The 14,084-nt window shown below is 74.0% G+C and carries 11 protein-coding genes; 2 read left to right on the forward strand and 9 right to left on the reverse strand.

The features are described from left to right. Nucleotides 1-4: 4 nt before the first annotated feature. The 8 genes from ACIGAN_RS00790 to ACIGAN_RS00825 all read right to left on the reverse strand — a co-directional run bounded on the left by ACIGAN_RS00790 (nucleotide 5) and on the right by ACIGAN_RS00825 (nucleotide 11,420). Nucleotides 5-2,080 (reverse strand): LamG domain-containing protein, encoded by a 2,076-nt coding sequence (locus ACIGAN_RS00790; protein ID WP_399854614.1) that lies wholly within the window; start codon nucleotides 2,078-2,080, stop codon nucleotides 5-7. 174 nt (nucleotides 2,081-2,254) lie between these two features. Next, nucleotides 2,255-4,120, reverse strand: coding sequence for a molecular chaperone DnaK (dnaK, locus tag ACIGAN_RS00795; RefSeq protein ID WP_399854317.1), 1,866 nt, complete (start codon nucleotides 4,118-4,120; stop codon nucleotides 2,255-2,257). A gap of 65 nt (nucleotides 4,121-4,185) precedes the next feature. After that, the gene (locus ACIGAN_RS00800; RefSeq protein ID WP_399854318.1) at nucleotides 4,186-4,926 is read right to left on the reverse strand and encodes a glycerophosphodiester phosphodiesterase family protein; all 741 of its coding nucleotides are present in this window, start codon (nucleotides 4,924-4,926) and stop codon (nucleotides 4,186-4,188) included. 446 nt (nucleotides 4,927-5,372) lie between these two features. Then, nucleotides 5,373-5,801: an OsmC family peroxiredoxin gene (locus ACIGAN_RS00805; RefSeq protein WP_365093861.1), complete on the reverse strand. Its 429-nt coding sequence runs from the start codon at nucleotides 5,799-5,801 to the stop codon at nucleotides 5,373-5,375. Nucleotides 5,802-5,875: 74 nt separating this feature from the next. After that, nucleotides 5,876-7,606, reverse strand: a complete 1,731-nt coding sequence (locus ACIGAN_RS00810; RefSeq protein ID WP_399854615.1) for a vWA domain-containing protein — start codon at nucleotides 7,604-7,606, stop codon at nucleotides 5,876-5,878. A gap of 68 nt (nucleotides 7,607-7,674) precedes the next feature. Then, nucleotides 7,675-8,736 carry an ATP-binding protein gene (locus ACIGAN_RS00815; protein WP_399854319.1) on the reverse strand — a complete coding sequence of 354 codons (1,062 nt, stop codon included), beginning with the start codon at nucleotides 8,734-8,736 and terminating at the stop codon, nucleotides 7,675-7,677. 97 nt (nucleotides 8,737-8,833) lie between these two features. Continuing rightward, nucleotides 8,834-10,909, reverse strand: a complete 2,076-nt coding sequence (locus ACIGAN_RS00820) for a phage holin family protein (RefSeq protein WP_365741989.1) — start codon at nucleotides 10,907-10,909, stop codon at nucleotides 8,834-8,836. 109 nt (nucleotides 10,910-11,018) lie between these two features. Continuing rightward, nucleotides 11,019-11,420 carry a hypothetical protein gene (locus ACIGAN_RS00825; RefSeq protein WP_365093856.1) on the reverse strand — a complete coding sequence of 134 codons (402 nt, stop codon included), beginning with the start codon at nucleotides 11,418-11,420 and terminating at the stop codon, nucleotides 11,019-11,021. A gap of 83 nt (nucleotides 11,421-11,503) precedes the next feature. Between ACIGAN_RS00825 and ACIGAN_RS00830 the strand changes: the two genes are divergently transcribed. Next, nucleotides 11,504-12,277, forward strand: coding sequence for an MBL fold metallo-hydrolase (locus tag ACIGAN_RS00830; RefSeq protein ID WP_399854320.1), 774 nt, complete (start codon nucleotides 11,504-11,506; stop codon nucleotides 12,275-12,277). Between the two features lie 8 nt (nucleotides 12,278-12,285). Continuing rightward, a complete protein-coding gene (locus ACIGAN_RS00835) occupies nucleotides 12,286-12,927 on the forward strand; it encodes a DedA family protein (protein ID WP_399854616.1) in 642 nt (213 codons plus the stop codon). Between the two features lie 104 nt (nucleotides 12,928-13,031). On the opposite strand, the gene ACIGAN_RS00840 is transcribed toward ACIGAN_RS00835, so the two are convergent. After that, complete coding sequence (locus ACIGAN_RS00840) at nucleotides 13,032-14,012, reverse strand: MBL fold metallo-hydrolase (RefSeq protein ID WP_399854617.1); 981 nt, start codon at nucleotides 14,010-14,012, stop codon at nucleotides 13,032-13,034. Nucleotides 14,013-14,084: the final 72 nt, after the last annotated feature.

The following is a 14,084-nucleotide window of genomic DNA, read 5'->3' on the forward strand; positions in this document are numbered from 1 at the left end:
GCGACTAGCAGAAACACGGCTCCACGCCGGAGCCCAGGAACGGGATGTCGTCGTCGGTCAGCGCACCGGCGAAGGCGTGCACCTCGTCCACGTCTCCGCGCAGATGCTCGCCCCACCCGTCGCCGGTCCGGGCCCGTCCGATCTGGAGCGGGCCGGCACCCTGCCAGTGGTTCGGGAGGTCGGCCGTCGCCTCGGCGCCGGTCTGGCCGTCGACATACAGTCTGATCCTGTCGGACGCGTCGTCGTAGACCACGGCGACCCGGTGCACCTCTCCGCCGTACCCGTCCACCCGGGCCACCACGGTCTCGGGGGCTCCTCGCTCGTCCCGGTGCGGCATGATCAGCTGCCAGGCGTGCTGCCCGGGGTGGTAGCGGACCTTGAAGGCGTCGGTGTGCTGACCGGGCAGCGACAGCACGGTCATGGGGCGGTCCGGCTCCGTGTCCGCCAGTCGCACGACCACGCCGACGGTGAAGCTGTCCGAGGTGTCGACCACCGGCCCCTCGGCGGTCGCATGACCGGTTTCGCCGTCGAGCGCCAGATGGCCCTCACCGACGAGCGCCTCCGGCGTCGGCACGCACTCCGGGTCCGACCACGGCTGGCAGGAGTCCTCCGGGACGCGGTAGATCGTCGCGCCGGGTCCCAGCTTCAGCGGGGCACCGCCGCTCTGGTCCGGGCTGGCGCCGTCCGCGGCCGTCTCAAGCGACCAGTGGCCGCGCAGTGAGGGCTTGCGATAGGCCAGTTCGGCGGCCTGGGCAGGAACGACGACGCGGTCGTGGACCTTGACGTCGCCCACTTGGCCGTGCCAGCGGTCGTGGTAGCCGTTGCCGTCGCGGGCTCGGCCGATCTGGAAGGCACCGGCGGCCGCCGAGGGGTCCGCTCCAGTGGGGTCGCCGGTCTCCCGGCCGTTGACGTAGAGATGCGCCTTGCCCGTCTCGGCGTCGTAGACGCCCAGCAGGTGAGCCCATTCACCGGTCTCCGGAGCACCGCCCGACACCTGTGCGGCGCCGAGGGTGAAGGACCACGCCGGAGCCTCGCCCCGGGCGTTCAGTCCGAGGACCGGGCCGGCGCTCTCCCCCGCGTCCTGGCTGACGACCGTCATGTTCCGGTCGGTCTGGGCGGGACGGACCCAGGCGCTGAGCGCGAAGCTCTTGCGGGGGTCGGCGACGGCGGGGGCGCCCGGGGTGAGGTAGCCGTGGCTGCTGCCGTCCAGGGTGGCCGTCGCGGTGAGGGCGGTGCGGGCGGGGGCCGGGCCGCCGAAGGTGACGCCGGCGCCGGCCTGGGCGTCGGTTCCCGTCTCGGCGTCGGCGCCGGAGGCGCCCTCGGCGTCGTCCAGGGGCCAGTGGGCGACGGGGGCACGCCCGTTCTTCACGTAGAACCGGTACGAGGTCTCACCGCTGCTGCGTCCTGAGCGGTCGACGGCCCGGACGGTCAGTTGCTCGGGACCGGACTCGAGGGGCAGGAAGGGAATGGTCGCGGGCCCGCCGGGTCGCTCGGGAACGGCGGACCCGTAGGGGCCGCCGATGAAGCCGTACTGGTAGGAGACGACGTCGTCGGAGGGCGAGTCCATCGTGAAGTGGCCGTACACGCCCACTCCGTCGACCCAGAGCACGTCCTCCGGGTACTCGGGGGAGGAGACCCTCGCCGGTTCCGGATTGTCGTCGTCGTAGACGAACTCGCAGACCGAGCCGTCGCCTTCGGAGCTCCAGGGGGAGTTCGCCCGGCCGTCGTTCGCCCGCACGCGCCACGAGACCACGGTGTCCGGTGGGAGGTCGTCGGCGGGCATGCGCCACTGCTGCCGGGTGCCGGAAGGCGTCTCGTGCGTCACGAACGAGCGCCGCTGTTCCGTGCCGTCCGCGTCCGTCCACCAGGCCTCGAACTCGCCCTTGACCAGGTCGGCCTCGGCGGGTCGGTTGTCCTCCACCGGGTCGTGCAGCACGGCGGTCAGGGTGGGCGCTCCGGATACGTACACCCTCGCGTCCCCCGCGGCGCACTCCTTGTACCCGGTCCGCAGATCCTGGACGAGCGGCTGCTTCGGCGGCAGGTTGTCCGCGGCTCCCGCCACGCCGGTGCCGGTCGTCATGACGGCCGCCACCGCGCACCCCACCGCCAGCAGACTGCGTCCGCCGGACTGTCTCAGTACGTTCAACTGTCCCTCCCCTGTCGGCTTCCCCTGGCCCGGTGATCATCCGAGCCGCTGGAGGCTAACAGGGGGCACTGACAGCCGTGAAAGGGTTTTCTCCGGCGGTGGTCTCGATCAGGCGGTGCCACCCCCGGCGTCCCGCCGGTCCTTGTCGTCGTCCACGATCTCCGCGTCGACCACGCCCTCCTCGTCCTGTGGCGGGGTGGGGGTGTCCTGTGTGGGGGTCTGCTGGGGCTGGGCGTACATGGCCTGGCCCATCTGCTGGCTGACCGCGGCGAGTTCCTCGACGCCGGTGCGCAGGTCGGCGGTGTCCGCCTGCCGGTCCAGCCGTGCCTTGAGGTCGGCGACGGCGGACTCGACCTCCGCCCTGGTGTCGGCGGGGACCTTGTCGGCGTTGTCGCGGAGGAACTTCTCGGTCTGGTAGACGAGTTGCTCGGCCTGGTTGCGGGTCTCGGCGGCCTCGCGGCGTTTGCGGTCCTCCTCGGCGTACTGCTCGGCCTCGCGCATCATGCGGTCGATGTCGTCCTTGGGCAGGGCCGAGCCGCCGGTGACGGTCATCTTCTGTTCCCGGCCGGTGGCCATGTCCTTGGCGGAGACGTGCATGATGCCGTTGGCGTCGATGTCGAAGGCGACCTCGATCTGCGGGACGCCGCGCGGGGCGGGCGGCAGCCCGGTGAGGTCGAAGACGCCGAGCTTCTTGTTGTAGGCGGCGATCTCGCGTTCGCCCTGGTAGACCTGGATGCCGACCGAGGGCTGGTTGTCGGCGGCGGTGGTGAAGATCTCCGAACGCCGGGTGGGGATCGTGGTGTTGCGCTCGATCAGCTTCGTCATGATGCCGCCCTTGGTCTCGATGCCCAGGGACAGCGGCGTGACGTCGAGCAGCAGCACGTCCTTGACGTCGCCGCGCAGGACGCCCGCCTGGAGCGCGGCCCCGAGGGCCACGACCTCGTCAGGGTTGACGCCCTTGTGCGGCTCCTTGCCGGTGAGTTCCTTGACCAGGTCCGTCACGGCGGGCATCCGGGTGGAGCCGCCGACCAGGATCACATGGTCGATCGCCGCGAGCTTCACCCCGGCGTCCTCGACCGCCTGGTGGAAGGGCGTCCTGCAGCGGTCGAGGAGGTCCGCGGTGAGCTCCTGGAACTGGGCCCGGGTCAGCTTCTCGTCCAGGTGCAGCGGCCCCTCGGCGGAGGCCGTGATGTACGGCAGGTTGATCGTCGTCTCGGTGGAGCTGGACAGCTCGATCTTCGCCTTCTCCGCACCTTCGCGCAGGCGCTGCACGGCCATCTTGTCCTGGGCCAGGTCGACGCCGTACTGCCCCTTGAAGCGTTTGATCAGGTACTCGACGATCCGCTGGTCCCAGTCGTCGCCGCCCAGGTGCGTGTCGCCGTTGGTGGCCTTGACCTCGATGACGCCCTCGCCCATCTCCAGCAGCGACACGTCGAAGGTGCCGCCGCCCAGGTCGAAGACGAGGACGGTCTGGTCGTTCTCCTTGTCCAGGCCGTAGGCGAGGGCCGCGGCCGTCGGCTCGTTGATGATCCGCAGGACCTTCAGGCCCGCGATCTCCCCGGCCTCCTTGGTCGCCTGCCGCTGGGAGTCGTCGAAGTACGCCGGGACCGTGATGACCGCGTCGGTGACGTCCTCGCCGAGGTAGGACTCGGCGTCCCGCTTCAGCTTCTGCAGCACCCGCGCGGACAACTCCTGCGCCCGGTAGCGGGTGCCGTCCATGTCGCCCTGCCCGGGGAAGCGCCACTGCCCGTCCCCCATGTACCGCTTGACCGAGCGGGCCGTGCGCTCCACGTTCGTCACGGCCTGCCGCTTGGCGACCTCGCCGACCAGCACCTCGCCGTTCTTGGCGAACGCCACGACCGAGGGCGTGGTCCTGGCTCCTTCCGCGTTGGCGATGACGGTGGGCTCACCGCCCTCCAGCACGGCGACCACCGAGTTCGTGGTTCCCAGGTCGATACCGACCGCACGTCCCATCGCTGTCCCCTTCCGCCAGGGCGCTCTCGCTCCACCTCCCAGCACAAAACTTGAGTGCGCTGTTGTCAATGCCGCGTGGGGGTCATCGCGCCGCGCAGGGCCACGGCACGCCGGGGCCGGTCGGTGACGAGCACGTCGACGCGCGGGTGAGCGAGGAACGCACGCATCAGGGTGTCGTCGTTGACCGTCCACACCATGGTGAACAGGCCGCGCCGGGTCGCCTCGCGCAGTACGTTCGCCCTGGCCAGCCGCTGGTGCACGGCGACGCCGTGGGCCCCGCAGGCGCGGATCCGGCGGGCCGGGAACAGCTCGCTCAGCCGGGTCCCGGCCAGCCGCGCCGGGGCCAGGCCCGTGCGGTCACGGCCCAGGGACAGCGCGGTGCGCACCCCGGGGTGGGACCGGGTGACGGCGGCGACGGAACGGTCCTCCAGTGTCGTCACGACGAGCCCGTCCTCGCCGAGCAGGGCGACCGCCCGGTCGAGCAGTTCCCGCTCGTAGCCCACCTCCTTCAGGTCCAGGTGTGCCACCAGCTTCCCGGCGATCAGCGCCATGACCTCCTCCGCCGCGGGCACGTCGTAGCCGGCCCGCTCGCTCAGTTCGGCGTGGGTGAGCGCGGACAGCGGCGGCCCGGCGGGGCCGACGCGGGGGTCGTGGTAGACGACGAGAACACCGTCGCCCGTGCGCCGGACGTCGAACTCGACGTACTCCGCGCCGGACTCGAGCGCGTCCCGGTAGGCCTCCCGGGTGGCGGGACCGGCGCGCTCGGAGCCGCCCCGGTGGGCGGAGACGGCGGGGCGTGGCGTCATGACCGGGGACTCCGGGAGGGCGAGCGCGGGGGCGGGAGGGGGCGACGTCGTCATCGGGGCGGGTGGCAGCGGGCCGGCGCGTGGGCCGTGCCGTGGGCGCGCAGGGCGAGGGCGAGGACGATCGGCGTGGCCGCGGCGATCGGACGGGAGACGGGCGGGCGCGGCGGTCGTCACGCGCGGCGAATTCGGCGGACGGGGCGGTGGAAGGTGCGCCGAACACCGAGGTGCGGCGCTCGACCGCACGCGTGCCCGACGGCACCACGCGGGCCACGCCCCGGCGGGCGGGCCCACGCGATGCCCTGCGCGGGCCCGCCTGACGTACCCGCGCGGGTCCGTCCGGCGTTCCCGTGCCGGTCTGCCTGACGTTCCCGTTCCGGCCCGTCCGGCGTTCCCGTGCGGGCCCCCGGCGTGTTCGTGCGGGGGCCCGCTCGCCTGCGTGTGCGAGGTCAGGCCAGCTTGGCGGTCAGGGTGATGGGCGTGGCCTTCAGGGCCTGGCTGACCGGGCAGCCGACCTTGGCCTCCTCCGCGGCGGCGAGGAAGGCCTCCTCGTCGATGCCGGGGACGGTGCCCTCGACGGTGAGGTGGATGCCGGTGATGCCCTCACCCGGCTGGAACGTGACGTCGGCGGAGGTCACCAGCTTGGTCGGCGGGGTGCCGGCCTTGTCGAGGATGTTGGAGAAGGCCATCGAGAAGCAGCTGGAGTGGGCCGCGGCGATCAGCTCCTCCGGGCTGGTCTTCCCGCCCGGCTCCTCGGTACGGGCCGCCCAGGAGACCGGCTGCTCGGTGAGGATGCCCGAGGAGTCGAAGGTGACGACACCGTTGCCCTTGAAGAGGTTGCCTTCCCACACGGTGTGGGCGGAGCGCGTGGCTGCCATGACGCATCCTTTCGATGAGTATCCGGAACCCGGTCGTTCGGGGTTCCTCACCCCCCATCCGATCACACTCCGGCTCAACTCACGCGGAAGACCGGTCCTCTGGCGCTGAACGGCAGCCGCGCCCCGGCCGGGATCAGGTAGGCGTGCTCGCGCCGCACCCGCAGGGTGTCGCACCAGCCGTCGGTGATGATCAGCACGGGCGCGCCGGGCGGGAAGTCGTCCGCGCGGTGCAGCAGGTCGACACCGGGCTGCAGGACGGTGCCGCCGCGGCCGTGCACCCGGACCCGCCCGGCGATCTCCGTCACGGGCAGGTAGCCGGCGTCGTGCGGGGCCGCGTCGCAGAACACCACACGTGCGGCCGGTACGTCACGGGCCTCGGCGTAGGAGGCGATCGCACCCAGCGCCTTGCCGAGCAGGACGCGGTCCATCGAGCCGGAGGTGTCCAGGACCACGCCGAAGGTGCAGCGGGCGATCTCCTCGGGCGGGAAGTACCGCCCGGCGCGCGGGATGTCGGGCGTGGAGGCCTGGCGCCGTGCGGGCCGGGCGTAGGAGCGGACGGGTTCGGGGCGGGGCACGAACTCGTCGAACCAGCGGGCCAGGCGCGCGTTCCAGGGCAGCGGCGGGTGGCTCAGCGCCCGGATCTCCTCGACCAGCCCGCCGGGCAGGAAGCCGCGTTCCTGCCGCTGGTGCAGGTCCAGGCCCTGGGCGAGGCCGCGGCGGTAGAACGCGTCGAGGTCGACGTAGTCGCGGGGCGAGCCGAGCGGGCCGCCGAGGATGTCCCCGACGCCCTTGCCGCGCAGGGTGGCCAGGCGGCGCCCGCGGCGCAGGTCCCCGGCGATGCGGTCGTAGACCTCCTCGGCGGAGAGCCCGGCGAGTCGCGGGTCGTACAGCAGCCCCTCGGGCATCGTGCCGACCTCCATCTCGGTCAGCCAGCCGTTGACGACGTAGTCGCAGGCGACGTTGAAGAGGTACGGGTCGCGGGTGCCGCAGCGGTCGCCGTGGCGCAGGGCGGCGTGCAGCATCTCGTGGGCGAGGACGAACCGCCACTCCTCGTCCTCGAAGCCCCGCAGCGGGTTGATGTAGATCTCCCCCGCCCCGGCGTCGACGGCGGCGACGGCGATGCCGTGGGCGCGGGCGAGTTCGGCGTCGGCGACCAGCGTGATGCCGGCGGCGATGCCGCCGAGCAGCGGGTAGGAGGAGATGAACCAGCTCAGCGCCCGCTGCCAGGGCCGCGGCCGGGCGATCTCGCCGGTGAGGCTGTCGCGGCGCCCGCCCGCCATGTCCATCGCGGCGGACACGGTCCGGGTCAGGGCGGTGGCGAAGGCCAGCTGCCAGTCGGGCGGCCGGGACCAGCCCGTCCACGGCACCAGCACCTGGTCGGGCTCGGCGCCCGCCGTGCCGCAGCGCTCGTAGACCGGGGGCAGTCCCTGGCGTCGCCAGCGGGCGGCGAGCTGCTCCTCGTCGCCGTCCGGGTAGGAGGCGGGCAGGTGCTCGGGGGTCTCGCCGACGGGGGAGCCGAGCAGGAAGCGGTTGACGACGACGCAGCGGGCGGCGAGGTCGAAGCGGTCGGGCTGGACGCGCTCGCCCTTGACGGCGGGGACGTGCCCGAAGCCGAGGTGGAGGACGGCGTGGGCGAGCGCCCAGGCCCAGGCGGCGGGCTCGGCGAGCCGGTCCGGGTGGACGTGCAGGTCGCCGTCGGAGTCGACGGCGACGAGGCCGTCCCGGGGCGCGAAGCGGCACTCCTCCTGGCGGCAGACGTCGAACTCCACGGCCCCGAGGGCGGGGTTGGCCCGCATCAGCCGCATCCCCGCGGCGAACGCCTCGCCCGCGAGGTCCCGCTTCTTCCTGCGCTGGTCACCGCTGTGCGCGCGGCTCACCGCCGGGCCTCCACCAGCCGGGGCATGTCCCGCGCCGCCTCGACGAGGAACCAGGAGGGCAGCACGGGGTTGCCGTCGGCGTCGGAGGCGATGACGGTCTGGGCGACCTCGACGGAGATCTCGGCGAGCTGCACCAGCAGCGACTTGGCGCGGTAGGCGGTCTGCCGCCCGTTCGCCGACATGTGCTCCTTGCTCGCGGGCAGTTCCTTGACCAGGCGGCCGCGGAAGGAGTCGGCGAGGTAGTACAGCAGGTCGCGGTCCTCGGGGCGGTTCGGCCAGCGGGCGTCGCCCTTGATGATGGCCTCGATGCCGTAGCGGCTGCGGACGATCTTCACGTAGCCGCAGAAGGCCTGGGCGTGCGCGGGCGTGAGCGTGCCGTGGGCCAGGACCCGCAGCGTCTCCTCGTCGAGGTCCCGGCCGAAGGAGTGCAGGGCGTCGGAGAGCATGTGCCAGGAGCGCGGCGTGGAGAAGGGCTCCTCCGTCTTCGGCGGCTTGGACCACAGGTGGTCGGGCCGGTCGGTGAGGTGGTCCACGATCCACGGGTGGATGCCGCTCTCCCCGGCCCAGGCCAGCCAGTCCGCGGCGGACGCCTCCAGGTGCACATGGGTGAGCCGGTTGACCAGCGCGGAGGCGATGGGCCGGGCGAGCGCGTTGTCGGTGGCGCGGTTGCCGGCGCCGATGACGATGGAGCCCTTGGGCAGTTCGTAGCTGCCGATGCGGCGGTCCAGGATCAGCGAGTAGAACGCCTTCTGCACGTCCGGCGTGGCCGCGTTGAGCTCGTCCAGGAACAGGCAGTACGGCTCGTCGCGGGCGATGGCCTCCGGCGGGCAGAACACCGAGCGGCCGTCGCGGATCTGCGGGACGCCCATCAGGTCCTCGGGGGCGAGCTGCGTGCCCAGCAGGCTGACGCACTCCAGGCCCAGCGACTCGGCGAAGTTCCGCACCAGGGAGGACTTCCCGATGCCCGGGGCGCCCCAGATGAAGACCGGCCGGACCGTGGCGAGGCCGAGCAGCAGGTCGGGGACGCGGGCGGGCGTGACCGTGACGGCTGCCTGCACAGCAGCGACTCCTCGGGGGTGTTCGACGGGGACGCGCGGAGGTGCGGCGTCCGGTCCGAACAGTGTGGGCGGACGGCCCGTGCGGCGCAGCCGAATTTCAGGCGGCCCGCTCCTCCTCGCCGGTCTCCAGCGGCACCTGCGGCCCGTTCGACTCGCGCAGCCAGCGGCGCAGCACCCGGTGCACCCGCTCGGCGCCGACGAGTTCGGCCCCGTCCTCGACGGGCGCGGACAGCGTGAGCGGCGACAGCAGGAAGGGCTTGCCCTGGGCGCCGCCGAGTCCGCCGTGGGAGCCGATCTGCTCCTCGAAGGCGAGGACTTCGCCGTCGGCCGGGTCGTGGAAGGAGTTGACCATGATGTCGGCGGCGTGCGGGAAGGAGTGCGTACGGCGGACGGCGTCGGCGGCGCCCGGGCCGAACGCGGCGAGCGGGCCCGGGTCGTGGTCGAGGTCGGCCAGCGGGATCTCGGCCCCGTACGCGCCGAGGACGACTCCGCCGTGCCGCTCGCTGCGCACCAGCAGGAAGCCGATGCCGGGGTGGTTGGCCAGGGTCGGCAGCAGCGCGGGGTGGCGGGCGTCGATCTCCTCCTTGCTCATCCGGTGGGGGACGTCGGGGAAGGAGACCAGGCCGAGGTTGCCCGAGGCCAGCACGATCGGCTCCTCGCGGCGTCCGGTGCGGGGCCGTTCGCGGCCCTCCTGGACCGGGATGCGCAGCGCGGCCCGGACGGCGGCGCGCGCCTCCGCCCCGCTGCGGGTGCGCTCGGCCCGGCGCGGCACGGGCAGTCCGCAGCCGGCCCGCACCAGGTCGCCGAGGGTGAGGCCGTAGCGGGAGCGGAAGGTCTCGCCGGGGCTCTGGCCGTGGTCGGACAGCACGACGATCCGGTAGGGGCGCGGGGCGTGTTCGGCGACGTTCTCGATCAGGGCGAGGCAGCGGTCCAGGCGTTCGAGGACCTTGCGGGCGTCGCGGCTCGCGGGCCCGGAGTGGTGGGCGACCTCGTCGTAGGCGACCAGGTCGGCGTAGACGGCGGTGCGGCCGGCCAGCATGTCGCCGGTGACGGCGGCGACGACGACGTCCCGCTCGACGACGGTCGCGAAGGCCCGCACGAGCGGGTAGAGGCCGCCGCGGGAGACGCGCGGGCGCTGCTTGCGCAGGCGGGCCCGGGTGGACTGGCCGATCTCCCGGCCGACCTCGGCGAGGAAGGACAGGGCCGTGCGCACGGCGTTGGCCGGGTCGGAGAAGTAGGCGAAGTAGCCGTCGCGGGAGCGGTTCTCGCGGCTGCGGCGGCGGGTGGCGATGGACAGCACCAGGGCCTGCTGGTCGGCGCCGCCGCCGAAGAGGTTGCCGCGGCTGGCGCCGTCCACGGCGAGCAGGCCCTCGTGCCCGGCGTGGACGACGGCGCGGCGCTGGAGTTCGGCGGCGCTGGTGGGGCGGTTGCAGACGACGACCTCGCGGGTGTCCTTCTCGTACCAGCGGAAGGCGGGGACGTCGTGGTTGCTGCCGTGCAGGATGCCGAGCTGGCTGGCGCCGGTCTGGCTGGACCAGTCGGTGCGCCAGGGGGTGAGCCGGTGGCTGGGACGGCCGCCGGGGCCCGGGGCGAGCCAGCGGGCGACGGTGGGCATCAGGCCCTCGCCGACCGCGTCGAGCAGCGTGTCGTGGCCGACGCCGTCCAGTTGCAGGAAGACCGTGCCCGGGCTCGGCGGGCAGGGCGGTCCGGAGCGGCGGCGGCGGTCGGAGAGGCGGTACAGCCGGCGGCGGTAGGCGTCGTCGTCACGGACGGCCAGGGCGGCGCCGGTCGCGGACGCCACGGCCGACATCACCGCGGCGACCACGACGGCGGTCTCCGGGGCGGCGGCGCCGCGCTCGGCGGGGTTGAGGCTCAGGGCGAGCAGCAGCAGCGCCCCGTTGAGGAAGAACACCAGCAGGCCCAGCACCAGCGCGGGCACGAGGAGCAGCAGCCGCACCAGCAGCGGCCACACCACGGCCGACAGCACGCCGAAGGCGCCGGCGCCGAACGCGGCCGTGACGGCGATGTCGGTGGCGCTGTCGCCGTCCGCGGAGCGGAGCCGGAAGTCCGGCAGGATCCCGGCGAGCACCAGCATCGTGACGGTGGAGACCGCCCACACGGCGACGCTCCGCCCCACCTGACTGGCGGCCCGCCGCCACCACACGCCCCGCACGCCCAGCCACCTCACGTCCCGGCCCGCCGCGTCCACGGGCTCTCCCCCACCCTGTCACAACGCCCGGCAGAGCCCCTTCGTCCCCCGGCTCCTCCCCCGGGGCGGGACCTCAGCGGCCGTCGTACCCGGCCGTCGGCATGGACAGCCTGCGGTGCACGCACGCCTTCATCGCCGCGTCGTACGCCGGTTCGGCGTGCCCCACCGTCTCGACCCGGACGCCGCGCCGCGCGCACTCGGCGGTGAACTCCTCGACGGAGGCGAGCGCGCTCTCCAGGACCCGCCGGCTGGGCGCCACGAACAGGTCGAGCCCGGGCCGGACGCCGTCCCACAGGGCGCCGTGGTCGGGCCGCAGTCCCCGGACCAGCAGCTCGCGGTCGACCGTGTAGCCGCGCTCGGCGGCCCAGCGGGCGCACATCGCGTGCTGGCTGCGGGAGTCGACCAGGAACGGATCCTGGTCCAGCTCCTCCAGCGGCGTCAGACTCGCGATCGCCGTGACCCGCACCGGTCCCATGGCGTCCCCCCTCACCTCCGGTTTCGCCGCCGACCCTACTCCTGCACGTAGGCTTCGGGGAGTCGCGCGAAGGAGGCAAAGAAGTGCCGGTGGAGATCACCTGGTGGGGTCACGCCACTTGCACCGTCGAGGACTCGAACGTGCGCGTGCTCACCGACCCGTTGTTCGCGCGCCGGCTCGCGCATCTGCGCCGCCGGCGCGGGGCGCTGCCGCCCCCCGGTGCCCACCGCGCGGACATCGCCCTGGTGTCGCATCTGCACGCCGACCACCTGCACGTGCCGTCGCTGACGCGGCTCGCGCCGGGCACGCGCCTGCTCGTGCCCCGGGGCGCGCGCCGGGCGGTGCCCGCGCTGCGCCGGCTCACGCACCTGCGGATCGACGAGGTGGCGCCCGGTGACGAGACGCGGGTCGGGGACGTCGTGGTGCGGGCCGTGCCGGCGCGGCACGACGGGCGGCGGCTGCCGCTCGGACCGCACCGCTCACCCGCCCTCGGCTACTGCATATCCGGTGAGGCCCGCACGTACTTCGCCGGGGACACCGGGCTGTTCGACGAGATGGCCAAGGAGGTCGGGCCGGTCGACGTGGCGCTGTTGCCGGTGGGCGGCTGGGGGCCGTACCTGGGCGAGGGGCACCTGGACGCCGGCCGGGCCGCACAGGCGCTGGCGCGTCTCGGGGCGCGCAGCGCGGTGCCGGTGCACTACGGCACGTACTGGCCGATCGGAATGGACGCCGTGCGCCCCCACGAGTTCCACGCGCCGGGCGACGAGTTCGTCCGGCACGCGGCCCGGTACGCGCCCGGGGCGGCGGTGCACCGGCTCCGGCACGGCGAGACCGTGCGGCTGGAGGCGGCTCTGTGACGTGGTCCGTGCCCGTGGCTCTGGCCGGGCTGCCCCTGCTCGCGGTGCCGGCCGTCACACCGGCGTCCGTGGTGCCGGAGGCGACGCAGCAGGCGATCGGTTATCCGACACTGTTCGTGCTGGTGCTGCTCGGGGCGCTGGTGCCGGTGATCCCCACGGGGGCGCTGGTGAGTTCGGCCGCGGTGGTCGCGCTCCACCGGACGGCGCCGTTCTCGCTGGCGATGGTGTTCGTCACGGCGTCACTGGCGGCGTTCCTGGGGGACGCGGCGCTGTACTGGCTGGGGCGGCGCGGGCTGAAGTCGAAGAACGGCTCGCGCTGGCTGGAGGCGCTGCGGGCACGGGCGCCGGAGGACCGGCTGGCCCAGGCGCAGGAGAAGCTGGCCTCGCACGGGGTCGCCGTGCTGGTGCTGTCCCGGCTGGTGCCGGCCGGGCGGATTCCGGTCATGCTGGCGTGCCTGCTGGCGAAGTGGCCGCTGCGGCGGTTCTCCCGGGGGAACTTCCCGGCCTGTCTGGCCTGGGCCGTGACGTACCAGCTGATCGGGATCCTCGGCGGGTCGTTGTTCGCCGAGCCGTGGGAGGGGGTCGTGGCCGCGATCGGGCTGACCCTGCTGATCAGTGTGGTGCCGAGCGTGGTGCGGCGGGTGCGGTAGGGCTCCGTCGGCCGCGGCGTGCGTAGGAGCGCCTGCGGTTGGGCGGGGTGCGGGTCGTGTGTGGTCGCTCGCGCAGTTCCCCGCGCCCCTTGCGGGCGCGCTTCCTACAGCACTCTCGAAGCGCCCACCGGCAGGTCCCACAGGTTCTCGCGGGGCAGGCCCGCCTTCTCCCAGGCCGCGCGGACGCGGGTGAGGGGTTCCAGGACCGGCTCGGCCGACAGCACGAACGTGGCCCAGTGCATGGGGGCCATCCGGGTCGCTCCCAGGTCCTGGGCGGCCTGGACGGCTTCCTCCGGGTCGCAGTGGACGTCGCGGAGCCACCAGCGGGGGTCGTAGGCGCCGATGGGCAGGAGCGCGAGGTCGATGCCGGGGTAGCGGCGGCCGATGCGGGAGAACCAGTGGCCGTACCCCGTGTCGCCCGCGAAGTAGACGCGCCGGCCGTCCCGGTCGGTGAGCACCCAGCCGCCCCAGAGGCTGTGGCAGGTGTCGGTGAGGGTGCGCTTGGACCAGTGGTGGGAGGGGACGAAGTCGAAGCGGACGCCGTCCAGTTCGGCCGCCTCCCACCAGTCGAGCTCCGTGACCCGGGTGAAGCGGCGGCGGTGGAACCAGCGGGCGAGCCCGGCCGGGACGAAGACGGGCGTGTCGCGCGGGAGCCGGCGCAGGGTGGGGGCGTCCAGGTGGTCGTAGTGGTTGTGGCTGATGACGACGGCGTCGACGCGCGGCAGGTCCTCCCAGGGGACGCCGACGGGCGTCACGCGGGCCGGGGTGCCGAGGATGCGGCGGGACCAGACCGGGTCGGTGAGGACGGTGAGCCCGCCGATGCGCAGGACCCAACTGGCGTGTCCCGCCCAGGTGACCGCGACCGAGCGGGCGTCGACGCGGGGCAGCGGGGCCGGGGCGTAGGGCAGGCGGGGGATGTCGGCCAGGCCCTCGGGGCCCGGTCTCACGGCGCCTTCGCGGGCGAAGCGGGCCATGGCCTTCAGGCCGGGCAGCGGGGCGGTCAGCCGGTCGTGGAAGGTGCGCGGCCACACCCGGCGCTCGGCCAGCGGCCGCGGTTCGGCCGGCGGCGGGTACGGGGCGGCCACGGGGGACGGGAGGGCCGCGGGGCCGGCGTCCGGGGTGGCCGGGCCGGTGGGTCCGCCGTCGGGCGAGCCGGC

The sequence above is a fragment of the Streptomyces sp. NPDC085931 genome, assembly GCF_044540565.1.
In the GTDB taxonomy this organism is placed as follows: Bacteria; Actinomycetota; Actinomycetes; order Streptomycetales; family Streptomycetaceae; genus Streptomyces.

Bases quoted from the DNA above. Each gene is read 5' to 3' on its own strand.
- ACIGAN_RS00790 (WP_399854614.1), bottom strand. From the start codon at position 2,080: ATGACGACCGGCACCGGCGTGGCGGGAGCCGCGGACAACCTGCCGCCG.
- ACIGAN_RS00805 (WP_365093861.1), bottom strand. From the start codon at position 5,801: ATGGCAGCCACGCGCTCCGCCCACACCGTGTGGGAAGGCAACCTCTTC.
- ACIGAN_RS00800 (WP_399854318.1), bottom strand. From the start codon at position 4,926: ATGACGCCACGCCCCGCCGTCTCCGCCCACCGGGGCGGCTCCGAGCGC.
- ACIGAN_RS00825 (WP_365093856.1), bottom strand. From the start codon at position 11,420: ATGGGACCGGTGCGGGTCACGGCGATCGCGAGTCTGACGCCGCTGGAG.
- dnaK (WP_399854317.1), bottom strand. From the start codon at position 4,120: ATGGGACGTGCGGTCGGTATCGACCTGGGAACCACGAACTCGGTGGTC.
- ACIGAN_RS00810 (WP_399854615.1), bottom strand. From the start codon at position 7,606: ATGCGGCTGATGCGGGCCAACCCCGCCCTCGGGGCCGTGGAGTTCGAC.